The organism is Pseudomonas sp. Pseusp49, assembly GCF_059491875.1.
In genome coordinates this window covers 111,258-134,673 of record NZ_CP168514.1, presented here as the reverse complement: position 1 = coordinate 134,673, position 23,416 = coordinate 111,258, and the positions used below count along the sequence as shown (strand labels likewise).

Sequence of the window (23,416 nt, the reverse complement as noted above, 5' to 3'; positions counted from 1 at the left end):
CGGCGGTAGTGGTTGTACGCTAGCTCAAGGGAGGGAAAAACGCGGGATTTACGGGGTTCTGTAGGCGCTGTAAGAGCTGTAGGAGCTGTCGAGTGCAACGAGGCTGCGATCTTTTCCAATGCACCGAAAAATCAAAATCAAAAGATCGCAGCCTCGTTGCACTCGACAGCTCCTACACGTCCTACAGGTCATACAGGTCCTACAACAGGGATCTTATTTTTGCGCCCCGTCTTCATGCTGCAGATTCGCCTGGGTCAGGTTGCTGCCCGCCGGCACGCTGCGGGTCAGCCAGACGTTGCCGCCAATGGTCGAACCCTGGCCGATGGTGATCCGCCCCAGGATCGTCGCCCCGGCATAAATCACCACGTCATCCTCGACAATCGGATGCCGCGGCTGGCCTTTCTGCAACTGACCGTCTTCGTCCGCCGGGAAGCGCTTGGCACCCAGGGTCACGGCCTGATAAATCCGCACGCGCTCGCCGATGATCGCGGTTTCGCCGATCACCACGCCGGTACCGTGGTCGATGAAGAAACTGCGGCCGATCTGCGCGCCGGGGTGAATGTCTATGCCCGTGGCCGAATGGGCGATTTCCGCGCTGATCCGCGCCAGCAACGGCAGCCCGGCACGGTACAAATGGTGAGCCAGCCGATGGTGAATCACCGCCAGGATCCCCGGATAGCACAACAGCACTTCATCGACACTGCGCGCCGCCGGGTCGCCGTGATAGGCCGCCAGTACGTCGGTGTCCAACAGGCTGCGCAACCCTGGCAGGGCGAGGGCGAAGTCCTGGATGATCTGGATGGTCTTGGCTTCGACTTCGGTATCGGCCTGGGCACTGTGGCGCGCGGCATAGCGCAGTTCGAGTCGCGCCTGGGCCAACAGCGCATTCAACGCCACATCCAGCGTGTGGCCGACGTAGAAGTCTTCACTCTCTTCGCGCAGGTCAACCGGCCCCAGGCGCATCGGGAACAGCGCACCGCACAAGGCTTCGAGAATCTCTGCCATGGCCGCCCGGGAGGGCAACTCGCGACCGCCCTGCTCGGTACTGGCCCGGCCATTTTGCGCTCGCCACTGCTCACGCGCGGTGCGCAGCTGGCTGACGATGGTCTGCAATTGCCAATGGCTGGAACGCTCACTCACGGTAAAAACTCCTCACGGGCGACCGGACTGTCTGGCCGCACTGACGGCGATTACTTTACGGCAAGGGCAGCGGGGCAAATTAAGAACCAATAATGCTGTGCTCATTACGATTGGCTATAAGCAATTGACGGTTGCCCAGCCTTTTTCGCGTGCCTATAGTCCTGAGATCTTCCACGGCCAGTACGGACCCATGATCAAACAACAGCTCGCCCGCTTTAACCGCCTCGACCTGCTCGGTCAACCCACCGCCCTGGAAAAACTCGAACGCCTGTCGACCTGGCTGGGTCGCGACCTGTACGTCAAACGCGATGACCTGACGCCACTGGCAATGGGCGGCAACAAGCTGCGCAAACTCGAATACCTGGCCGCCGATGCACTGGCCCAGGGCGCCGACACCTTGATCACCGCCGGCGCGCTGCAATCGAACCACGTGCGCCAGACGGCCGCCATTGCGGCGAAACTGGGTCTGGGCTGCGTAGCCCTTCTGGAAAACCCCCTCGACACCGATGACAACAATTACACCGGCAACGGCAACCGCCTGCTGCTCGACCTGTTCGATGCCAAGGTCGAACTGGTGGAAAACCTCGACAACGCCGACGAACAACTGCAAGCCCTGGCCGGCCGACTGCGCAGCAATGGCAAGAAGCCGTACCTGGTGCCGATCGGAGGCTCCAACGCGCTGGGCGCACTCGGTTATGTACGTGCCGGGCTGGAACTGGCCGAACAGATCAAGGACACCGGCCTGACGTTCGCCGCCGTGGTCCTGGCCTCGGGCAGTGCCGGTACCCACAGCGGTCTGGCACTGGCCTTGAGTGAAGCACTGCCGGATCTGCCAGTGATCGGCGTGACGGTCTCGCGCAGCGATGAAGACCAGCGGCCAAAGGTTCAAGGCCTGGCCGAGCGCACTGCCGAGCTGCTGGGTGTGAGCTTGCCGGATGCTTTCAAGGTCGAGTTGTGGGACGAATACTTCGCCCCGCGTTATGGCGAGCCGAATGCCGGAACACTGGCGGCGGTGAAGCTGCTGGCGAGTCAGGAAGGCTTGCTGCTGGACCCGGTCTACACTGGCAAGGCCATGGCAGGCTTGCTGGACGGGATCGGGCGTCAGCGTTTCGACGAGGGTCCGATTATCTTCCTGCACACTGGCGGGGCGCCGGCGTTGTTTGCCTATAGGGATTTTCTGTAGGCGATTCAGAAGATCAAGAGATCGCAGCCTCCGGCAGCTCCTACAGGTGCATGCCAATCCATGTAGGAGCTGCCGAAGGCTGCGATCTTTTCTCACAACCGCCACATATTCATTTAACGCATAACAAAAAGAATATTTATTATTTTCCTATCTAACGGCGGCGTCTTATATTCACGCCGCAGGCGAATTTGCAGCGAGACGCATAAGCTGCATTAGGGCAGGATATCGCAGTCGTCCGAATCCCGAATTTGCCAACTTTCCTAAAGCGTCTTCCATAAGAAAACACAGGGGCTTGTCATGAATTTTTCCGCACTACGTCGCAATCTGCTGGTGGGCTCGCTGGGCCTGGCACTGAGCGCCGGCCTGATTGGCCAAGCCGTTGCCGGTGAGCAACTGCAAAAAATCAAAGACGCCGGCGTGATCAACGTTGGCCTGGAAGGCACTTACCCACCGTTCAGTTTCGTCGATGCCGACGGCAAACTGACCGGCTTCGAAGTCGAGTTCTCCGAAGCCCTGGCCAAAGAGCTGGGCGTCAAGGTCAAACTGCAACCGACCAAATGGGACGGCATCCTCGCAGCCCTGGAATCCAAGCGCCTGGACGCAGTGATCAACCAGGTGACCATCTCCGAAGAGCGCAAGAAGAAGTATGACTTCTCCGAGCCGTACACCGTTTCCGGTATCCAGGCACTGGTGCTGACCAAGAAGGCCCCCGAGCTGAACATCAAGACCGCTGCCGACCTGGGTGGCAAGAAAGTCGGCGTAGGCCTGGGCACCAACTACGAAGAGTGGGTGAAAACCAACGTGCCGACCGCTGACATCCGCACTTACGAAGATGATCCGACCAAGTTCCAGGACCTGCGTGTCGGCCGTATCGACGCCATTCTGATCGACCGTCTGGCTGCACTGGAATACGCCAAGAAGGCCAAAGACACCACCGCCGCCGGTGACGCATTCTCCCGTCAGGAAGCCGGCATTGCCCTGCGTAAAGGCGAGCCTGAACTGCTGGCCGCAGTGAACAAGGCGATCGACAAGCTGCGCGCCGATGGCACCCTGAAAAAGCTCTCGGAAAAATACTTCAACGCTGACGTCACTCAATAATGGAAGAAGCTTTCCAACTCGCACTGGACTCCGCGCCCTTCCTGCTCAAGGGCGCGTACTACACGGTCATCCTCAGCCTGGGCGGGATGTTCTTCGGCCTGGTGATGGGGTTCGGCCTGGCGCTGATGCGCCTGTCGCGCTTCAAGCTGGTGAGCTGGATCGCCCGCATCTACGTGTCGTTCTTTCGCGGCACGCCGTTGCTGGTGCAACTGTTCGTGATCTATTACGGCTTGCCGCAATTGGGTCTGGAACTTGATCCGCTGCCGGCGGCCCTGATCGGCTTCTCGCTGAACATGGCCGCCTACGCTTGCGAAATCCTGCGTGCCGCGATCAGCTCCATCGAGCGCGGCCAGTGGGAAGCCGCTGCCAGTATCGGCATGACCCGCGCGCAAACCCTGCGCCGGGCCATCCTGCCGCAGGCCATGCGCACCGCATTGCCGCCACTGGGCAACAGCTTCATCTCGCTGGTCAAGGACACGGCGTTGGCCGCTACCATCCAGGTGCCGGAGCTGTTCCGACAGGCGCAACTGATCACAGCCCGTACTTTCGAAATCTTCACCATGTATCTTGCCGCCGCACTGATCTACTGGGTCCTGGCCACGGTGCTGTCGCACCTGCAGAACCAGTTGGAAGCGCGGGTCAATCGGCACGACCAGGAGTCCTGACCCAATGATTGTCGTGGAAAAACTGACAAAGCAGTTCAAGGGTCAAGTCGTGCTCAATGGCATCGATCTTGAGGTCAAGGAAGGCGAGGTGGTCGCGATCATCGGCCCTAGCGGTTCGGGCAAGACCACCTTCCTGCGCTGCCTGAATTTCCTGGAAGAACCCACCAGCGGCCGGATCAAGGTCGGCGATATCGAGATCGATACCAGCCGTCCCCTGAACCAGCAGCAGAGCCTGGTGCGACGTTTGCGCCAGCACGTGGGCTTCGTGTTCCAGAACTTCAACCTGTTCCCCCATCGCACCGCCCTGGAAAACGTCATCGAAGGCCCGATCGTGGTCAAGAAGACCCCGCACGCCGACGCCGTAGCCCTGGGTAAAAAACTCTTGGCCAAGGTCGGTCTGGCGGGCAAGGAGGACGCTTACCCGCGTCGCCTCTCCGGTGGCCAGCAACAGCGCGTGGCAATTGCACGGGCGCTGGCGATGGAGCCCGAAGTGATCCTGTTCGATGAGCCGACCTCGGCCCTCGACCCGGAACTGGTGGGCGAGGTATTGGCGACCATCCGCGGCCTGGCTGAAGAAAAACGCACCATGGTGATCGTCACCCACGAAATGGGTTTTGCCCGGGACGTGGCCAACCGTGTGGTGTTTTTCGACAAGGGCGTAATCGTCGAACAAGGCGAAGCGAAGGCGTTGTTTGCCAACCCGAAAGAAGAACGAACCCGGCAGTTCCTGAGCAAGTTCCTGAATAACGCTCATAACTAACAGCCCAGCGCAACAACGGTAAACTTCCATGGATGGAAGTGACACCCCTTCGAAAGACCTTTCATTAATACCAAACAAAACTCACCCATTAAACATGCATATCCTGTACGCGTGCACGGCACAAATATATGCTTCACGATCATTAAGCAATGCCAATTCAACCAGATCCTCCGCCGTAGGACGGCGCCCACGACTTGCACCAATCCGCCCGTATTCACCCACTTTCAGCAGAAAACTTCGACGCACAGGCACGGTTTAATTACTTGGAACCGTAGGAACTTTCTGAATAGCTCCACACAACCACCATAACTAACAAATCTTATTGACAGCGGATCCCCCTGACTCTTATCTAGTCTCCAGCCAGCGACACTCATCACATTAAACTCATTATTCCCGCTCAAAGTAATTAATGGTTTAGCTGTTCGATTATTGGTTTTTGATATTCCAGAAACGGACTTCGTTGCAAGACTTCAAGGAGACTTCATGAATAGCACCTCGAACAAATCCGGGCTTGCAGCCCCGACCCTGGCGCAATCGAACAAGGCCGGCATCAACGTCACCTGCGCAGCGCACCTGCTGATCGATGTGGCACCCTACCCCGCCATGGACGCAGGAGACCTGGTCGAACTGTTCTGGGACAACTGCTACGTGGCTTCCCGCGTGCTGACGGCCAGCGATGTCGGCCGACCGGTGCAGTTGCGGGTGCCTGAGAGTTTTGTCGCCAACGGTACCTCGCGCATTCACTACCGGGTCATGCAGATTGGCCGGGGCCCGGCGGTATCGGCCAGTCAAAACGTGCAGATCAAACTCGACTGTCCTGGCGGCCAACCCTCGGCGCTTTGCGGCGATGAAAACCAGTGCCTGGCACCGGTGAGCATTCCCGAGGCGATTCGCCGTCAGGGGGTGAATCCGAGCCAGGTCAAACGCGGTGTTCCCTTGACCATCGAGCCGTACCTGAACATGGCCGTCGACGACGAGATCACCCTGCGCTGGGGCGATGTGCGCATGGATCTGCCACCGCTCAAGTCCGCCGATATAGGCCAGCCGATCCAGGTCTGGATACCACCGGCCATCATCCTCGAAGCCGGTGAAGATCTGCGGCTGGAAGTGACGTACTGCATTCTCGACAGGGTGGGCAACAACTCCCGCTGGGCACCGGCCCGCACGCTGAAGATCGGTTGCTCCAATCCTTATCTGAGAGTCCCGAAGAAACAGCACCTCAAGGCTGCCGAGACTCACAGACGATGATGTCGTTACGGTAAAAATTCAAAAGATCGCAGCCTTCGGCAGCTCCTACAGGGTTAAGGCATAAACCCCTGTAGGAGCTGCCGAAGGCTGCGATCTTGGCGACAGCGGCATTGCCACCCTTCTATCTATATTCCTAAAAGTTAGTTCATAAAATATTTATACACGTTTAGGGTATATACACCGGACCACCGGACATTCTTGTTTTCATGCGCGGCCACAAGCGGCGCTTCCATGAGATGTGAGGTAGGTATGGTCCGGAACACAATCACCCCAGTGCAGATCGCCAGGGCATTGCGAGCAGCCAAGGAGTGGCACTGATGTCCAGTCTGGCAGATGCAATCGTCCAGAGTGACCTGGACATCGCCCCGTTGTTGTTGCCCGCACAAATCTTGCGCAATGACGCCCAAGCCATCAAGGCAGCCCACGAACTGGCGCACGTCGCACGCCTGCAAGCGGCCAAACGCGACCAGTTGCGCAAGCTCCCATGGTCTGAAATCGAACTGTTCACCCGCAGCGGCCTGGGCAGCATTTCCATCCCCCGCGAGTACGGTGGCCCGCAGGTTTCATTCGTCACTCTGGCCGAGGTCTTCGCGATCATTTCCGCCGCCGACCCGGCGCTTGGGCAGATCCCGCAAAACCAGTTCGGCATTCTTAACCTGATCCTCGGGAGCGCCACCGAAGCGCAGAAAAGGCAACTGTTCAAAAGCGTCCTGGATGGCTGGCGCATCGGCAATGCCGGGCCGGAACGCGGCACCAAAAACACTCTGGAACTGAAGGCACGCCTCACCGCCGACGGTGTTCTCAACGGCCAGAAGTTCTACTCCACCGGTGCACTGTTCGCCCATTGGGTTGCGGTCAAGGCATTGAACGACGACGGCAAACAAGTGCTGGCGTTCATCCGTCGCGGCACGCCGGGACTGCGCATCGTCGATGACTGGTCCGGCTTTGGTCAGCGCACCACCGCCAGCGGCACGATTTTGCTCAACAACGTGCAGGTCGATCCCGAACTGGTGGTGGATAACTGGCGGATCAACGACACGCCGAACATCCAGGGCGCCGTCTCCCAACTGATCCAGGCGGCCATCGACGCCGGTATCGCCCGGGGCGCCATCGACGACGCCATCGACTTCGTGAAAACCCGCGCCCGGCCGTGGATCGACGCCAAGGTCGAGCGGGCCAGCGATGACCTGTACGTGATCGCCGATATCGGCAAGCTGAAAATCGAACTGCACGCCGCCGAAGCGCTGCTGCGCAAGGCCGGGCAGGTGCTCGATGAAGTCAGCGCCGCACCGCTCACCGCCGAGTCCGCCGCCCGCGCCTCGATTGCCGTGGCCGAAGCCAAAGTGCTGACCAACGAGATTTCGTTGCAGGCCAGCGAAAAGCTGTTCGAACTGGCCGGCAGCCGCGCCACCCTCGCCGAATTCAACCTCGACCGCCACTGGCGCAATGCCCGGGTGCACACGCTGCACGATCCGGTGCGCTGGAAGTATCACGCCATCGGCGCCTATCGCCTCAACGGCACGCTGCCTAATCGTCATTCCTGGATTTAACGACCAGACATCTGGAGAAGCACATGAGCATTTCTCAACACGTCGCGGTCATCACCAGCGATGAGCAAGCCCTGATTGTCGCCAGCGATCTGGCCGAAGATTTCAAACGTGACAGCGCCACACGCGACCGTGAACGCCGTCTTCCACACCCGGAACTGGAGGTGTTTTCCCGCTCGGGCCTGTGGGGCATCAGCGTGCCCAAGGAATATGGCGGCGCCGGTGTTTCCAACGTCACCCTGGCCAAGGTCATCGCCCTGATCGCCCAGGCCGACGGCTCGCTGGGGCAAATTCCGCAGAACCATTTTTATGCCCTCGAAGTGCTGCGCGTGAACGGCAGCCATGAGCAGAAAAATCGTCTTTATGCCGAAGTGCTGACCGGCCAGCGCTTCGGCAATGCCCTCGCCGAACTCGGCACCAAAACCGCCCACGATCGCATCACCAGCCTGACCCGCGACGGCAGCGGCTATCGCATCAATGGCCGCAAGTTCTACGCCACCGGTGCGATTTACGCCCAGCGCATTCCCACCTCGGTGGTGGATGAAAACGGCGTGCAGCAACTGGCGTTCGTCCCGCGCAACAGCAAGGGCCTCACCGTAATTGACGACTGGAGCGGCTTCGGCCAGCGCACCACCGGCAGCGGTTCGGTGGTGTTCGAAGATGTCTACGTCGCGGCCGAAGACGTCATCCCCTTTCAAAGCGCCTTCGAGCGCCCGACCCCGGTCGGCCCGCTGGCGCAGATTCTCCATGCCGCCATCGACACCGGCATCGCCCGCGCTGCGTATGAGGACGCGCTGCACTTCGTGCGCAGCAAAACCCGGCCATGGATCGACGCCACCCACGAAAAAGCCACGGACGACCCACTGACCCTCAAGAGCTTCGGCCACCTGAGCACTCGCCTGCACGCCGCCGAGGCACTGCTGGAGCGTGCCGGCGAATACCTCGACAAAACCCAGGCCGACACCCAGGCCGAGACCGTCGCAGCCGCATCGATTGCCGTCGCCGAAGCCCGTGCCCTCAGTACCGAAATCTCCCTGGCCGCCGGCAGCACGCTGTTCGAACTGGCCGGCAGTCAGGCGACCTTGATCGAACACGGTCTCGACCGCCACTGGCGCAACGCCCGGGTGCACACCCTGCACGATCCGGTGCGCTGGAAGTACCACGCCGTGGGCAACTACTACCTCAACGATGAAAACCCGCCACTGCGGGGGACCATCTGAATGGCTAAAAAGAAGATCCTGCTCAATGCCTTCAACATGAACTGCATCGGGCACATCAACCACGGTTTGTGGACGCACCCGCGCGACACATCCACCCGTTACAACAGGATCGAATACTGGACCGAACTGGCGCAATTGCTCGAGCGCGGGCTGTTCGACGGCCTGTTCATCGCCGACATCGTCGGGGTCTACGACGTCTACCAGAACTCGGTGGACGTGCCGCTAAAAGAGTCGATCCAGCTGCCGGTCAACGACCCGCTGTTGCTGGTGTCGGCCATGGCCGCGGTGACGAAAAGCCTCGGTTTCGGCCTGACCGCCAACCTCACCTACGAAGCGCCGTACCTGTTCGCCCGACGCCTGTCGACGCTGGATCACCTCAGCCGTGGCCGAGTCGGCTGGAACATCGTCACCGGCTATCTCGACAGCGCCGCCAAGGCCATGGGCCTGAGCGAACAGGTCGAGCATGACCGTCGTTATGACCAGGCCGACGAGTACCTGGAGGTGCTCTACAAACTGCTGGAAGGCAGCTGGGAAAACGGCGCGGTACTGAACGATCCACAGCAGCGGATCTATGCGCAGCCTGAGAAGGTGCACAAGGTCGAGCACAAGGGCGAGTTCTATCAGGTCGAGGGTTATCACCTCTGCGAACCCTCGCCACAACGCACGCCGGTGCTGTTCCAGGCCGGCAGTTCGGATCGCGGCTTGCTGTTCGCCGGGCGGCATGCCGAGTGCGTGTTCATCAGCGGCCAGACCAAGGCATCGACCAAGGCCCAGGTGGACAAGGTCCGTGCCAGTGCCGTCGAAGCCGGGCGCAATCCCGAGGACATCAAGGTGTTCATGGGCCTGAACGTGATCGTCGGCGCCACCGAAGCGCTGGCCTGGGCCAAGCATGCCGAATACCTGAGCTACGCCAGTGCCGAGGCCGGCGTGGCGCACTTTTCGGCATCCACCGGGATCGATTTTTCCCAATATGAAATCGACGAGCCGATCCAGTACGTGAAGAGCAACGCGATCCAGTCCGCCACCAAACACCTGCAAAACAACGACTGGACCCGCCGCAAATTGCTGGAGCAACACGCCCTCGGTGGCCGCTACATCACCGTGGTCGGTTCACCGCAGCAAGTGGCGGATGAACTGGAGTCGTGGATCGTCGAAACCGGGCTGGATGGCTTCAACCTGACCCGCGTCGTCACCCCGGAAAGCTATGAGGATTTCATCGAACTGGTGATTCCCGAGTTGCAGCGACGGGGGTCGTACAAGACCGCTTATGACGATGGGACCTTGCGCGAAAAGCTGTTTCAGCAGGAGGCGCATCTGCCTGAGCAACATACCGGCTCAACTTACCGACGCTAAGAGCATCGCTGGCAAGCCAGCTCCTACAAGGGTTCGCGATCCCCTGTAGGAGCTGGCTTGCCAGCGATGAGGCCCGACCAAACAACACAAACCTTATGCACTGACTGGATTACTCATCATGAAAAAGCACTCCCTCTCCCACCCAGTCAAAGCACTGGCCCTGGCCCTCGGCCTGTTCAGCTCTGCGGTTTTCGCCGCCGACGCGCCGCTGAAAATCGGCACCACCGCTGCGTTCGCCATTCCCCTTGAAGCCGCCGTCGAAGAGGCTTCCAGACAAGGCCTGAAAGTCGAGCTGGTGGAGTTCACCGACTGGATCGCGCCGAACGTCAGCCTCGCCGCCGGCGACATCGACGTGAACTACTTCCAGCACATCCCGTTCCTGGAAAACGCCAAGGCCGCCTCGGGTTTCGACCTGGTGCCGTTCGCGCCGGGGATCATCAACAACGTTGGCCTCTATTCGAAGAAATACAAAAGCTTCGACGAACTGCCGCAAGGCGCCAGCGTGGCCATCGCCAACGACCCGATCAACAGCGGTCGAGGCTTGCAACTGCTGGCCAAGGCCGGCCTGATCACCCTCAAGCCCGGCGTCGGCTACAAGGCCACCGAAGAAGACATCATCGCCAACCCGAAGAACATCAAGATCCTCCAGGTCGAAGCCGTGCAACTGGTACGCGCCTATGACGATGCCGATCTGGTGCAGGGCTACCCGGCCTACATTCGCTTGTCGAAAACCTTCGATGCGGGCTCTGCGTTGCTATTCGACGGCCTCGATCACAAGGAGTACGTGATTCAATTCGTGATCCAGCCGAAGAGCAAAACCGACCCGCGCCTGATCAAGTTCGTCGACATCTACCAGCACTCACCCGCGGTGCGCGCCGCACTGGATAAGGCTCACGGCAAGCTCTACCAAGCCGGTTGGGAAAGCTGAGCATGACCGCCGCCATCCAACGGCGACTGGAGACTCCAGAGCCGCACAGCGCCGAGCGCACCGAGCTGCATCCCGAACTCAACCATGCTCATGTGCGCTTCATCGGTCTGGGCAAAACCTACAACGGCCAGCAAGGCCCGGTGGCCGCGTTGCACGGCATCGACCTGGCGATCCAGCGCGGCGAGGTGTTCGGCATCATCGGCCGCAGCGGCGCCGGCAAGTCGTCGCTGATTCGCACCATCAACCGCCTGGAGCAACCAAGCAGCGGTCGGGTACTGATCGATCAGGTCGACATCGGCGAATTCGACGAAGACCGCCTGGTGGCGCTGCGTCGGCGCATCGGCATGATCTTCCAGCACTTCAACCTGATGTCGGCCAAGACCGTTTGGCAGAACGTCGAGCTGCCGCTGAAAGTCGCCGGCGTGCCCAAGGAACAACGCGATCAGAAAGTCCGTGAGCTGCTGGAACTGGTCGGTTTGCAGGCCAAACACAAGGCTTACCCGGCGCAGTTGTCCGGCGGGCAGAAACAGCGCGTGGGCATTGCCCGGGCGCTGGTGCATGACCCGCAAATCCTGCTGTGCGACGAAGCCACCTCAGCACTGGACCCGGAGACCACACAATCGATCCTCGGCCTGCTGCGCGAGATCAATCAACGCCTGGGCCTGACCATTGTGCTGATCACCCACGAGATGGCGGTGATCCGCGAGATCTGTGATCGCGTAGTCGTCCTCGAACACGGGCGCATCGTCGAGCAAGGGCCGGTGTGGGAAGTCTTCGGCAATCCACAGCATGAGGTCAGCAAGACACTGCTGGCGCCCTTGCAACACGCATTGCCGGAGGAGCTGCAAAGCCGTCTGCAGCCGCAATCGAACGCCCCGGATGCAGCCGTGGTCCTGCGCTTGCAGTTCACCGGCAACCAACGCGACGAGCCGGACCTGGCGGCACTCTTCAGTGCCCTCGGTGGCCGCGTGCGATTGCTGCAAGGCCGCGTGGAACGGATCCAGGGCCATGCACTTGGGCAACTGCTGCTGGCGGTGACGGGCTCACCCCTCGGTGCCGAAGAATTGCGTCAACGCGCCAACCATTGGGCGCAACAGGTGGAGGTGCTGGGTTATGTGGTTTGATCGCTTGCTGCAGGGCTTTATCGACACGTTCCTGATGGTCGGCGTGTCGTCGCTCATCGCGCTGTTGGCGGGCATTCCGCTGGCGGTGATCCTGGTCACCAGCTCCAAGGGTGGCATCTACGAAGCACCGGCGCTGAACCGCGTGTTGGGTGCGTTCGTGAACCTGTTTCGCTCGGTTCCATTCCTGATTTTGATGGTGGCGTTGATTCCATTCACCCGGCTCATCGTCGGCACCACTTATGGCGTCTGGGCGGCCGTGGTGCCGTTGACCATCGCAGCCACGCCGTTCTTTGCGCGCATTGCCGAAGTCAGTTTGCGTGAGGTCGATCATGGGTTGATCGAAGCGGCGCAAGCCATGGGCTGCCGGCGCTGGCACATCGTCTGGCATGTGTTGCTGCCTGAGGCGCTGCCGGGGATTGTCGGCGGGTTCACGATTACGCTGGTGACGATGATCAACTCCTCGGCCATGGCCGGGGCGATTGGCGCGGGCGGGTTGGGGGATATTGCCTATCGGTATGGGTATCAGCGGTTTGATAGCCAGATCATGTTGACGGTGATTGTGTTACTGGTGGCGTTGGTGGCGGTGATTCAGTTGGGTGGGGATCGGTTGGCTCGGGGGTTGAACAAGCGTTAAGCAAAAATCAAAAAATCGCAACGGACCTATCTATCGATATTTTGGGTATGGTACGCCGACGACCATGAGTGGGTGGCGGGTTTACCAGCGCCCCCACTTACGAGCCGATGGGCGTGTTTGCTTTACGTTTAGCCATGGCCTGCCTGAAAACATCGTTCAACACGTAGGCCGAACGTGCAACCACATCGGCGGTATTCGAAAGCATCTCAGAGCGTACCTTTGGTTGGCTATTGAATACCGCCACCGCCCCGACCAACTCATGCTTTCCTCCCGCCAACTCAATGACCCTCCTCACAAAATTAAGTTCTGTCTCTTTTGGCCATGACTTAAAACTATCCGCACTTAATTTTCCCAGTGCGATTTCATTCGCGGAACTGGCTTGCTGCTTATGGTCCTTCGTTAAATATAGATAATCTTTAGTTAAAGGGCCCTCAACAGAAAATCCAGACACAGCACCAATATGACTAATTTCATGAGCCAAGAAAAAACCAAACACAGCATCTTTTTTGAGTTTGTTCCCCTGAACAAAAATGCGTCCATGAGTGTCGCCACTCACAACCAAGCCAAAAACATTTGAATTGAATGGATTATCGACCCTAACGAGCTTATCCAGCCCTGCCGAAGTCTGATAAAACTTAGCCAATTCAGCAATTTTTCCCCATGCGCTAACGACACGATCGAAATGAATGCCATCGTCACCTGTCATTTTTGTAACGACCTGCTTGGCAATAGCTGGCGCTTTTTGCGCCATCCCAAAAGCATTACCAAATATCTTTTCGGTTATCGAAAGCGCGTCAATAACGGTTGTTCGCTCCTCTTCCGAAAATCCGGAAATTCCGCGGTCGCTCATGTTGTAGCCTAACGACTTAACTCGGTGTTCGACTTCATCATCCTTCCCTTCATAGACTCGCCCATCAATATCTTTTCTTGATATTGCACCATTGGAGACAAACCCATATAAATTCAGACCATTTACTGGCCCTGCGGGATCCGCACTTATCCAGCGTTGTAACCACGGCGCATAATAGCGATACCCGTAGTAGTAAAGCCCGGTCGCATCCCGCTCCTTACCTGAATACCGAATGGTTTTGTACTGCGCCACCAACGCACTTTTCCCCGCCCAGCACGCCGTGCCGCCAAAGGGGTAATAGTGTTCCCGGGTCAGCACGCCTGCCTCATGGTCAAGTTCCAGGGTGCTGGAGCCGAGGTGATCGCTGAGGCCGTAGCGCAGTTGATCGTCGTGAGCACCCGCGGGCCAATGCAATGCCCGCACATTGCTGCGCCCGGCTTCGACACTGATGACGTGATGTTCTTCACCATCGGCCTGGCGATGGATTTCCAGATTGGGGAGGTAACGGACCTCGGTGCGCAGGGTGCGACCGCTGCTTTGGGTGAATCCCACTTTGCGCAAGCGATGGCCAGGGCGGTCGTAGCGGTAGCTTTCGTAGTCGTCGGGCTCGGTTTCGCGTTGGACCAGCGTGACGCGGCTCAACTGATTACGGATATCCCAGTCCATGGCTTGGCCGCGCTGCAGCTCCCGTTGATTGCCACAGGCATCGAAACCCAATGCAATATCACCCTCTCCCGGCAGGGAACCGTCGCCGCGTTGCGCGAGGCTTCGATCACTCAGCGCCGAGGTGAACATCGAAAACCTCGGCGTATCACTGTGCTGGCGAGTGATCAAATTCCCGCCTCGGTCGTACTCGAAGCGTTGCGTGTAATTACGCCGCTGGTTGGGGTCCAGCGGCGTAGGCAGCAGTACTGGCAGGGCCGGGCCATGGCTCGGCTGGCTGACCTCCCAGCCTCGGGCTTCGACCAGTTGATACAGGCTGTCGTAGCGATAGCGGTTGATCGGGTCGATGCGCTGGTTGTTGAAATGGGTCACCGGTTGGGCCAGGTCTTGCAGCTCGACGATGTTGCCCGCCGCGTCGTAGAGGTAGTTCAGGTCCTGCAAGGGGGGCTGGTTGCCGACCGCCGCCGTCAGCCGGTTCAACCGGCCGTCATCGGCCGCGTACTCGGCGTGGGTCAACACACCATTGCCGGCGGTTTCGCTTTCGACCTGATCCTGGGCGTTGTAGCGGATGGCGCTGACCAGGCGATTCGGCGGTTTTCCAGAGTCAGCCATTTGCAACCAGGCCCCACTCAATTTGCCGGCCACGTTGAAGCCAAAGGTGCGAACGTTACCCATCGCATCGATTTGTCGCTGAAGCTCACCACCGGGATTGAAGGTGTGGCGGGTGATGAACGATTGAGCTTCCAGCCATGTCTCGCGTTCTTCGATGTCCAAGGGCCAATCAGGTGTGTCCAGATCAGCGAGAAAGCGTCGATCTTCCACCAACACGGCGCCGCCAAGCCCATAGGCGGGGAAGGTTTGAACACCGGCCGGATCGTCATGCCGGATCAACTGCCCGCACTGGTTGTGCTCGGCCAAACCAGGACCGGAATCTCCGTAGGTCAAGCGCTCGACCACGCGCGCAGTCTCTCCTACCGCCTGCTCCACCACCGCGAGAGGACGCCGCTGAGGGTCATATTCAATGTGCCGCTGACTACCGCGCGCATCCCAGAACGAACAGGGCGAACCCGCCTGATCGAGCAAGCTCAACTGCCATCCGCCATCGACGCTGTCTGTCAGCAACGGCTGACCACTCAAGCCGTAGACCGTGGTCAGGTTCGGCTTCGAGGTGCCCCACAACCGCGGGTCCCAGGACTCGGCCAAACGCCCTGCCGCGTCGAAGCGTTGTCGGGTAATGCGCGGATCAATCAACGGGCTGTCCGGGTGACGGCAATAACCGACGCTGCGCACTGCCAGGGCGCGCGGGTCGATGACCGATAGCATCGGTGTCGCGGTGTGGAGGTGAGGGTTCACGGTATTGACGGTCCTTCGCTTTGACTGAGGACAGACTGGGTCTTTTTTCGCCGAACCGAAACTCTAAGAAGTAACAGGTGACGTACTTCATTGAATGGTTTTAGGGCCGCTTCGCGACCCAACGGGGCGGGGCGGCAGTCCAACAAGCCCCCTCGCCACAGTTCATCATTGGCTTTTGGAAGGAAGTTTTCATAAAGGGAAATCAGCGTTTTACCGAGGAGACAGCAATGACTCTTGGCTGGAGAATGACTGGCAAATCAGCCCACGCCTAAAGTGAGCTACGCCGTCTCACTCCACTACTATTTAGAGATCTGGCTTCACTTTTCGAAGCTCTAAAGCTCTCAAGCTCCAGCCAAACACTTGACCGGCGTAACCCGGCAGCAGGTTTCACATGTACTAAAAAATCGGGTTGTGATGGATATGCTTTGCCTAGAATGACAATCGCAGGCTGGTCAATTCGCTCAACTTTCCAAGGAGTCATTCCAAATACATCAACAATTCTTTTCGTAGATTTACCATTTTCAGTTTTATCAAGAAATACATCCATCATCTCCTTCGACCCATTCTTCAAATTTTCCGTAAGCTTTATAGTGTTTTCATTCGTTACAGCAGCACGCCTGATAACAGAAGGCAGATGACCAAAAAATCCATTATGCTTCGACACTGCTGAGTACTGATACTTAACCACATCGGCCGCATAGTACTCTTTCGCCTTGGAGGGCCGCTTATTACGAATAAAGTTCCACTCATCCTTGGTATAGAGATTATAAAACTCGTCATTGGAAATTTTTGAGTTGGCCCTCCCGCTCTCAATGGAACTAAGATCATGCTTTAAAGCAGACGAAACAAATTCATAGCGAGCACCATCCTCACCTGTAACATTCAGCCGTGCTTCCAATCTCTTCTCTACAAAATCCTGATAATCCAGCTCCCATCTATTAACAATAGATTCATTGATTAATCCCTCGCTATCATAAAAGACTACAGGGTTATTTTTTACCATCTGATATCGATTTGATCCCGCGACGTCCCCAGCCGGATCCGAGCTTAACCACCGCTGCAACCACGGTGCGTAATAGCGATACCCGTAGTAATAAAGCCCCGTCACATCCAGTTCTTTTCCCGAGTACCGAATAGTCTTGTACTTCGCCACCAGCGCACTTTTCCCCGCCCAGCACGCCGTGCCACCAAAGGGGTAATAGTGTTCCCGGGTCAGCACGCCCGCCTCGTCGTCCAGTTCCAAAGTACCGGAACCCAGATGATCGCTGAGGCTGTAGCGCAGTTGGCCATCATGACCACCTTCGGGCCAATGCAGTGCCCGTACGTTGCTACGGCCCGCTTCGACGCTGATGACATGTCGCTCTTCGCCGCTGGTCTCGTGATGGATTTCAAGGCCGGGCAGGTAACGGACTTCAGCACGAAGGGTCCGGTGACTGGTTTGACTGAAATGCACTTTGCGCAAGCGATGGCCAGGACGGTCGTAGACATAACACTCGTAGTCGTCAGGTTCGCTTTCTCGCTTGACCAAGGTCACCCGGTCCAGCTGATTGCGGATGCCCCAGACCATGGCCAGTCCGCGTTGCAGCTCCAATTGGTTTCCGCAGGCATCGAAACCCAATGCAAAATCACCCTCTCCCGGCAGCGAACCATCGCCACGTTGCGCCAGACTGCGGTTACTCAGCGCCGAGGTGAACATCGAGAAACCCGGTGTGCCGCTGTGCTGACGGGTGATCAGGTTGCCGCCCCGGTCGTATTCGAAGCGTTGGGTGTAATTGCGCCGCTGGTTGGGGTCCAGCGGTGTGGGCAACAGCGCCGGCAGCGTCGGGCCGTGGCTCGGCGTGCTGACTTCCCACCCCCGGGCTTCGACCAGTTGGTACAGGCTGTCGTAGCGGTAGCGGTTGATAGGGTCGATACGCTGGTTGTTGAAATGGGTCACTGGTTGGGACAGGTCTTGCAGTTCAACGATGTTACCCACAGGGTCGTAGACATAGTTCAGATCTTGCAAGGGCTGCTGGTTCCCCAACGCCGCCGTCAGCCGGATCAACCGGCCGTCATCGGCCGCGTACTCGACGTGGTTCAGCACACCATTGCCGGCGGTTTCCCGTTCGACCTGATCCTGGGCGTTGTAACGGATGTCGCTGACCAAGCGTTGCGACGGTTTTCCAGAGTCAGCCATTTGCAACCAGACCTCATCCGGTTTGCCCGCGAGGTTGTAACCGAAAGTGCGGAGATTGCCCATGGCGTCGGTCTGATGCCGTAGCTCGTCCGTGGGATTGAAGGTGTGGCAGGTGATGAACGATTGGGGTTCCAGAAGCTCGTCCCGGGCATCAGGCTCGAGAGGCCAATCAGGAATTTCAAGCTCGGCGAGAAAGCGCCGCTCTTCGCGCAACACCGCAGCGGCCATTCCATACTCGGGATAGATCTGACTGCCGGCCGGATCGTCATGACGGATCAACTGCCCGCACTGGTTGTGCTCGGCGAAAGCAGGACTGGAATCTCCATAGGTCAAGCGCTCCACTACGCATGGCAGCTCTCCCAAAGCCTGTTCGGTGACGGTGAACGGCCGCTGTTGTTTGTCGAACTCGGTGTGGCGCTGGCTCCCGCGCGCACCCCAGAATGAACAGGGCGAACCCGCGTGATCTGGCAAACTCAGTTGCCATCCGCCATCGACGCTGTCTGTCAGCAGCGGCTGACCACTCAAGCCGTAGACCGTGGTCAGGTTCGGCTTCGAAGTGACCCACAATCGCGGGTCCCAGGACTCGGCCAAACGCCCTGCCGTGTCGAAGCGTTGCCGGGTGATGCGTGGATCAATCAACGGGCTGTCCGGGTGGCGGCAATAACCGACGCTGCGCACTGCCAGGGTACGCGGGTCGATGACCGATAGCGTGGGTGTCGCGGCATGAGGGTTCATGACGTTAACGGTCCTTCGCTTTGATTGAGGACAGACTGGGCCTTTTTTCGCCGGACCGAAACTGTAAGAAGTTACAGCTCGGTGTCCGTGAAATGGCCATCGCGAGCAGGCTCGCTCCCACAATGATCGCGCCGAATGGATATCCGTGGTTTGTCAGCACTTTCATGTTGACGATGATTGGGCTGCTGGTGGCGGCGAGGGAGCTTGCTCCCGCTGGGCTGCGACGCAGCCCCAGTGCGGTGTGTCAGTGAAAATCGGATGTGAGATTTTTTCGCGCATCCAACTCAGCTATTTATCAACCTATGAAATTCCAAACTATCGGCTAATCGAGCATTCAGCTCCATCGCTGAAAATATAATGCTATCTGCATTTTCAGATGCGATTTTTGCCCTGACACCTGGGCGTCCATTAAACAATTCAACCGCAGATTTTATATCCAATACTGAAGCGGATCGACCTTTATATTCCGCCATCGCACTAATAAAATTCGTCCTAACTTTATCATAAGCAGCACCCGACGGGAATATATACCTCCCAGGAAGTCTCCCATGCACCAAGTGTTCTGAATGGGTTCGCGAAGAAGTTGGATGCAAGTAAAAATAATCTTTTGTTCCAGCCCCAGCGGCATTAAAACCGCTTACATTGGTCAAATGCGAAAGTTCATGCCCAAGCCAACGGACTATCGTACTTACCTCTATATTAACAGCATTAATAAAAAGACGCCCAAGGCCATCACCACGAACAACCGAGACTTTAACTTTTTTATCGGAAAAATCAATACCTACAAACTTATCTCCCCCTCCGACCCTTTGATACTCTTTTGCTAATTCCCTTCCTCGCACGAATGCATCCAACACTTTGTTTTCTACAGTTTTGTACTCTTGACCAAAATAACTCTGCAATATTTTCGCATGATCAACAAACTCTGAACCAACAGCCTCTACTGCGCCAGCATACACCTGTTCTACTTCATTCAGTCCCGCCCGGATGGTATTCGCTAAATCCGATGGAAACTGTTCTAATCCTCGCGCAATAATTACACCCCGCGACGAAGCAAAATTTTCATATTGATCATTTTTCCCTTCATAAACTCTCCCATCCACGTCTTTGAAATTTACTGGATTATTCGAAACGAAGAGAAAAATATTCAAGCCATTAATGGGACCCGCCGGGTCTGCACTTACCCATCGCTGCAACCATGGTGCGTAGTACCGATAACCGTAGTAATAAAGTCCCGTCGCATCCCGTTCCTTGCCCGAATAGCGAATAGTCTTGTACTTGGCCACCAAGGCACTTTTCCCCGCCCAGCAAGCCGTGCCGCCAAAGGGGTAATAGTGTTCCCGGGTCAGCACGCCTGCTTCGTCGTCCAGTTCCAGGGTGCTGGAGCCGAGGTGATCACTGAGGCTGTAACGCAGTTGGTCACTGTGCTCACCCTGGAGCCAGTGCAATGCCCGCACATTGCTGCGCCCGGCTTCGACACTGATGACGTGATGTTCTTCGCCATCGGCCTGCCGGTGGATTTCCAGACTGGGGAGGTAACGGACTTCGGTGCGCAGGGTGCGGCTACTGCTTTGGTTGAATCCCACTTTGCGCAAACGATGGCCGGGGCGATCGTAGCGGTAACATTCGTAGTCGTCGGGGTCGGTCTGACGCTGGACCAAGGTGACTTGACTTAGCTGGTTGCGCAGGTCCCAGGTCATGGCTTGACCACGCTGCAGTTCCCGTTGATTGCCGCAGGCATCGAATCCCAAAGCGATTTCAGGCTCGCCTGGCAGCGAGCCGTCGTCCCGTTGCGCGAGGCTTCGATTGCTCAGCCCCGAGGTGAACATCGAGAAACACGGCGCCCCACTGTGCTGACGGGTGATCAGGTTGCCACCCCGGTCATACTCGAAGCATTGGGTGTAGTTACGCCGCTGGTTGGGGTCCAGCGGCGTAGGCAGCAGTACTGGCAGTGCCGGACCATGCCTCGGCTGGCTGACCTCCCAGCCCTGGGCTTCGACCAGTTGATACAGGCTGTCGTAGCGGTAGCGGTTGATCGGGTCGATACGCTGGTTGTTGAAATGGGTCACCGGTTGGGCCAGGTCTTGCAACTCGACGATGTTGCCCACCGGATCGTAGACATAGTTCAGATCCTGCAACGGCTTTTGACTGCCGAGCGCGGCCTGCAACCTGAGCAAGCGACCGTCATCCGCGGCATATTCGACACGGGTCACCACGCCATTCCCAGCGGTTTCACTTTCGACCTGATCGAGGGCGTTGTAGCGGATGGCGCTGACCAATCGTTTTGGCGGCTTCCCCTCCCCGGCCATTTTCAACCAGGCCTCATCCGGTTTGCCCGCGAGGTCGTAACCGAAAGTGCGCAGATTGCCCATGGCGTCGGTCTGATGCCGTAGGTCGCCCGTGGGATTGAAGGTGTAGCGGGTGATGAACGGGCGGGTTTCCAGCAACCCATCGCGGGCCTCAGGTTCGAGCGGCCAGTCAGGGATTTCAAGCTCGGCGAGAAAGCGCCGCTCTTCCTGCAACACCCCTGCAGCCATTCCATACTCGGGATAGATCTGACTGCCGGCCGGGTCGTCATGACGGATCAACTGCCCGCATTGGTTGTGCTCGGCGAAAGCAGGGCCGCAATCTCCATAGGTCAAGCGCTCGACTACGCGTGGCAGCTCTCCCGCAGCCTGCTCGGTGACGGTGATCGGCCGCTGTTGTTTGTCGAACTCGGTGTGGCGCTGACTGCCGCGAGCATCCCAGAACGAACAGGGCGAACCCGCCTGATCGAGCAAGCTCAACTGCCATCCGCCGTCGACGCTGTCCGTCAGCAACGGCTGATCACTCAAGCCGTAGACCGTGGTCAGGTTCGGCTTCGAGGTGCCCCACAACCGCGGGTCCCACGACTCGATCAAGTGACCCGCCGCGTCGAAGCGTTGCCGGGTGATGCGTGGATCAATCAACGGGCTGTCCGGGTGACGGCAATAACCGACGCTGCGCACTGCCAGGGCGCGCGGGTCGATGACCGATAGTGTCGGTGTCGCGGTGTGGGGGTGAGAGTTCACGGTATTGACGGTCCTTCGCTTTGACTGAGGACAGACTGGGTCTTTTTTGGCCGGACCGAAACTCTAAGAAGTAACAGGTGACGTACTTCATTGAATGGTTTCAGGACTGCTGCGCAGTCGAACGGGGGCAAGCCCCCTCGCCACAAAAGCTCACTTGCCAAAGGTCATCATTGGCCTTCGGAGGGAAGTTTTCGTACAGGGAAATCAGCGATTTTGCAGGCTCGTTCCCTTTCCTTTGCAGGACATTTCCTAGATCATTTCGCTCGCTTGCGCCTGCCAATTTCCGTGGCTAGTCTCGGTCCGTCACTGCTCATCAGTGATCGGGTTTAGTCGCCCGGATACCATCGGGCGCACAGCGCCACCTTTCTCAGGTGTTTTTTATTGCCTGAATTTTATGGTGGCTGTGCGCAGGGCACCTTAGGGTGCGCCGGTATTGCCTGATGGCCGGTCGACTAACCTGTGTGCAGCCGCCACCCCTATTCGTTTAGTCGCGATGACGGTTGGCTCCTACTAATATCAGGAGTTTTACCGATGAAAAAATCCGTTCCCGATCCGCCCCCCGAAACCTCCACCGACGACCCACTCAGGGACCGCTCAGCGCTCTACCGCGCCATCGATTTCCACCTCACCGGCAAGCAACCCGCACCACCCGATGAAATGCGCTTCTACAACGTCAGCAAGGACGTGAGCTTCGAAGACACCCAACTCTATGTCGCCGACCTTCTGCGCTGCGCTTCGGTCACGGCGTTTCAATGTGGCGACCAGCTCAAGGGGGCCGACCGGGCGATGGTGTATTCGATCTGGCATTTGCTGGAGATTGCCAAGGCGATGGTGGATCACTCCATTGAGTGTTTGGGGATGAAGCAAGACTAAAAGATCGCAGCCTGCGGCAGCTCCTACAGGGTTTACGTCAGGCTCAGGTTCTGTAGGAGCTGCCGCAGGCTGCGATCTTTCAAAGCGCGAAAGCGCTTATAGTCAACACATCTCCTTTTTCCTGCGCAGCCGACCATGAAGCAAACACCCATCGACCTCGAACAGATCACCACCACGACCCTGGGCCACTACAACGCGGTGGCCGAAAGTTTCCGTGAAGGGACGCGCGATCACGACGTCAGCCAGAACATCGATGCCCTGTTGCGGCACATTCAGGGTCAGGCGCCTTTCGACATTCTCGACTTTGGCTGCGGACCCGGTCGTGATCTGCAAACCTTCACCCGCATGGGCCACACAGCCGTCGGCCTCGACGGTTCGGAAAAATTCGCGCAGATGGCCCGAGACGACAGCGGTTGCGAGGTGTGGCAACAGGACTTCCTGAAGCTTGATCTGCCGGCCGAGCGTTTCGACGGGATCTTTGCCAATGCGGTGCTGTTTCATGTTCCGCGTCAGGAGTTGCCACGGGTGTTGAAGCAGTTGTGGGGAACGCTGAAACCGGGTGGGGTGTTGTTCAGTTCCAATCCCCGGGGCGAGAATCAGGAAGGCTGGAACGGGCCACGTTATGGGTCGTATCACGACCTGGCGGCCTGGCAGCAATTGTTGACCGAGGCGGGGTTTGAGGAGCTTGAGCATTACTACCGGCCGGCCGGGCTGCCGCGGGAGCAGCAGCCTTGGTTGGCGAGTGTCTGGCGCCGCGTTGAATAGCAAAAGATCGCAGCCTGCGGCAGCTCCTACAGGGGCAACGGTGTAGGAGCT

The 23,416-nt window shown here is 58.2% G+C and carries 17 protein-coding genes; 13 read left to right on the top strand and 4 right to left on the bottom strand.

Annotation, left to right across the window (positions count from 1 at the left end; all coding sequences use genetic code 11):
• Positions 1 to 213 precede the first annotated feature (213 nt).
• Positions 214 to 1,140, bottom strand: a complete 927-nt coding sequence (epsC, locus tag ACEN83_RS00490; RefSeq protein ID WP_007972891.1) for a serine O-acetyltransferase EpsC — start codon at positions 1,138 to 1,140, stop codon at positions 214 to 216.
• 190 nt (positions 1,141 to 1,330) lie between these two features.
• Between epsC and ACEN83_RS00485 the strand changes: the two genes are divergently transcribed.
• The 11 genes from ACEN83_RS00485 (at position 1,331) to ACEN83_RS00435 (ending at position 12,900) form a co-directional block, all read left to right on the top strand.
• Positions 1,331 to 2,323: a D-cysteine desulfhydrase gene (locus ACEN83_RS00485; RefSeq protein WP_495579222.1), complete on the top strand. Its 993-nt coding sequence runs from the start codon at positions 1,331 to 1,333 to the stop codon at positions 2,321 to 2,323.
• A 297-nt stretch (positions 2,324 to 2,620) separates the two neighbouring features.
• Positions 2,621 to 3,421 carry a cystine ABC transporter substrate-binding protein gene (gene tcyJ, locus ACEN83_RS00480; protein WP_007972895.1) on the top strand — a complete coding sequence of 267 codons (801 nt, stop codon included), beginning with the start codon at positions 2,621 to 2,623 and terminating at the stop codon, positions 3,419 to 3,421.
• Positions 3,421 to 4,086 carry a cystine ABC transporter permease gene (gene tcyL, locus ACEN83_RS00475; RefSeq protein WP_007983131.1) on the top strand — a complete coding sequence of 222 codons (666 nt, stop codon included), beginning with the start codon at positions 3,421 to 3,423 and terminating at the stop codon, positions 4,084 to 4,086. Before tcyJ ends, tcyL begins: the two co-directional genes overlap by 1 nt.
• Positions 4,087 to 4,090: 4 nt before the next feature.
• Positions 4,091 to 4,846 (top strand): L-cystine ABC transporter ATP-binding protein TcyN, encoded by a 756-nt coding sequence (tcyN, locus tag ACEN83_RS00470; RefSeq protein WP_007972898.1) that lies wholly within the window; start codon positions 4,091 to 4,093, stop codon positions 4,844 to 4,846.
• A 483-nt stretch (positions 4,847 to 5,329) separates the two neighbouring features.
• Positions 5,330 to 6,094, top strand: a complete 765-nt coding sequence (locus ACEN83_RS00465) for a hypothetical protein (RefSeq protein ID WP_495579221.1) — start codon at positions 5,330 to 5,332, stop codon at positions 6,092 to 6,094.
• Positions 6,095 to 6,411: 317 nt separating this feature from the next.
• On the top strand, positions 6,412 to 7,644 hold the full coding sequence (locus tag ACEN83_RS00460; protein WP_495579220.1) for an SfnB family sulfur acquisition oxidoreductase: 1,233 nt from the start codon (positions 6,412 to 6,414) through the stop codon (positions 7,642 to 7,644).
• A gap of 23 nt (positions 7,645 to 7,667) precedes the next feature.
• A complete protein-coding gene (locus ACEN83_RS00455) occupies positions 7,668 to 8,861 on the top strand; it encodes an SfnB family sulfur acquisition oxidoreductase (protein ID WP_495579219.1) in 1,194 nt (397 codons plus the stop codon).
• Positions 8,862 to 10,214, top strand: coding sequence for an LLM class flavin-dependent oxidoreductase (locus tag ACEN83_RS00450; protein ID WP_495579218.1), 1,353 nt, complete (start codon positions 8,862 to 8,864; stop codon positions 10,212 to 10,214).
• 118 nt (positions 10,215 to 10,332) lie between these two features.
• On the top strand, positions 10,333 to 11,142 hold the full coding sequence (locus ACEN83_RS00445) for a MetQ/NlpA family ABC transporter substrate-binding protein (protein ID WP_493725430.1): 810 nt from the start codon (positions 10,333 to 10,335) through the stop codon (positions 11,140 to 11,142).
• A gap of 2 nt (positions 11,143 to 11,144) precedes the next feature.
• Positions 11,145 to 12,266, top strand: a complete 1,122-nt coding sequence (locus ACEN83_RS00440) for a methionine ABC transporter ATP-binding protein (RefSeq protein ID WP_495579217.1) — start codon at positions 11,145 to 11,147, stop codon at positions 12,264 to 12,266.
• The gene (locus ACEN83_RS00435; RefSeq protein WP_102701880.1) at positions 12,256 to 12,900 is read left to right on the top strand and encodes a methionine ABC transporter permease; all 645 of its coding nucleotides are present in this window, start codon (positions 12,256 to 12,258) and stop codon (positions 12,898 to 12,900) included. Before ACEN83_RS00440 ends, ACEN83_RS00435 begins: the two co-directional genes overlap by 11 nt.
• Positions 12,901 to 12,997: 97 nt before the next feature.
• On the opposite strand, the gene ACEN83_RS00430 is transcribed toward ACEN83_RS00435, so the two are convergent.
• The 3 genes from ACEN83_RS00430 to ACEN83_RS00420 form a co-directional block, all read right to left on the bottom strand.
• Positions 12,998 to 15,766 (bottom strand): RHS repeat domain-containing protein, encoded by a 2,769-nt coding sequence (locus tag ACEN83_RS00430; protein WP_495579216.1) that lies wholly within the window; start codon positions 15,764 to 15,766, stop codon positions 12,998 to 13,000.
• Positions 15,767 to 16,034: 268 nt separating this feature from the next.
• Entirely contained in the window at positions 16,035 to 18,677 is a 2,643-nt protein-coding gene (locus ACEN83_RS00425; RefSeq protein ID WP_495579215.1) for an RHS repeat domain-containing protein, read from the bottom strand.
• Between the two features lie 284 nt (positions 18,678 to 18,961).
• A complete protein-coding gene (locus ACEN83_RS00420; protein WP_495579214.1) occupies positions 18,962 to 21,727 on the bottom strand; it encodes an RHS repeat domain-containing protein in 2,766 nt (921 codons plus the stop codon).
• 531 nt (positions 21,728 to 22,258) lie between these two features.
• Between ACEN83_RS00420 and ACEN83_RS00415 the strand changes: the two genes are divergently transcribed.
• Positions 22,259 to 22,600 carry a DUF6124 family protein gene (locus ACEN83_RS00415; protein WP_495579213.1) on the top strand — a complete coding sequence of 114 codons (342 nt, stop codon included), beginning with the start codon at positions 22,259 to 22,261 and terminating at the stop codon, positions 22,598 to 22,600.
• A 135-nt stretch (positions 22,601 to 22,735) separates the two neighbouring features.
• Positions 22,736 to 23,365, top strand: a complete 630-nt coding sequence (locus ACEN83_RS00410) for a class I SAM-dependent methyltransferase (RefSeq protein WP_495579212.1) — start codon at positions 22,736 to 22,738, stop codon at positions 23,363 to 23,365.
• Positions 23,366 to 23,416: the final 51 nt, after the last annotated feature.

Bases quoted from the DNA above. Each gene is read 5' to 3' on its own strand.
- ACEN83_RS00485 (WP_495579222.1), top strand. From the start codon at position 1,331: ATGATCAAACAACAGCTCGCCCGCTTTAACCGCCTCGACCTGCTCGGT.
- tcyJ (WP_007972895.1), top strand. From the start codon at position 2,621: ATGAATTTTTCCGCACTACGTCGCAATCTGCTGGTGGGCTCGCTGGGC.
- tcyL (WP_007983131.1), top strand. From the start codon at position 3,421: ATGGAAGAAGCTTTCCAACTCGCACTGGACTCCGCGCCCTTCCTGCTC.
- tcyN (WP_007972898.1), top strand. From the start codon at position 4,091: ATGATTGTCGTGGAAAAACTGACAAAGCAGTTCAAGGGTCAAGTCGTG.
- ACEN83_RS00465 (WP_495579221.1), top strand. From the start codon at position 5,330: ATGAATAGCACCTCGAACAAATCCGGGCTTGCAGCCCCGACCCTGGCG.
- ACEN83_RS00460 (WP_495579220.1), top strand. From the start codon at position 6,412: ATGTCCAGTCTGGCAGATGCAATCGTCCAGAGTGACCTGGACATCGCC.
- ACEN83_RS00455 (WP_495579219.1), top strand. From the start codon at position 7,668: ATGAGCATTTCTCAACACGTCGCGGTCATCACCAGCGATGAGCAAGCC.
- ACEN83_RS00450 (WP_495579218.1), top strand. From the start codon at position 8,862: ATGGCTAAAAAGAAGATCCTGCTCAATGCCTTCAACATGAACTGCATC.
- ACEN83_RS00445 (WP_493725430.1), top strand. From the start codon at position 10,333: ATGAAAAAGCACTCCCTCTCCCACCCAGTCAAAGCACTGGCCCTGGCC.
- ACEN83_RS00440 (WP_495579217.1), top strand. From the start codon at position 11,145: ATGACCGCCGCCATCCAACGGCGACTGGAGACTCCAGAGCCGCACAGC.
- ACEN83_RS00435 (WP_102701880.1), top strand. From the start codon at position 12,256: ATGTGGTTTGATCGCTTGCTGCAGGGCTTTATCGACACGTTCCTGATG.
- ACEN83_RS00425 (WP_495579215.1), bottom strand. From the start codon at position 18,677: ATGAACCCTCATGCCGCGACACCCACGCTATCGGTCATCGACCCGCGT.
- ACEN83_RS00415 (WP_495579213.1), top strand. From the start codon at position 22,259: ATGAAAAAATCCGTTCCCGATCCGCCCCCCGAAACCTCCACCGACGAC.
- ACEN83_RS00410 (WP_495579212.1), top strand. From the start codon at position 22,736: ATGAAGCAAACACCCATCGACCTCGAACAGATCACCACCACGACCCTG.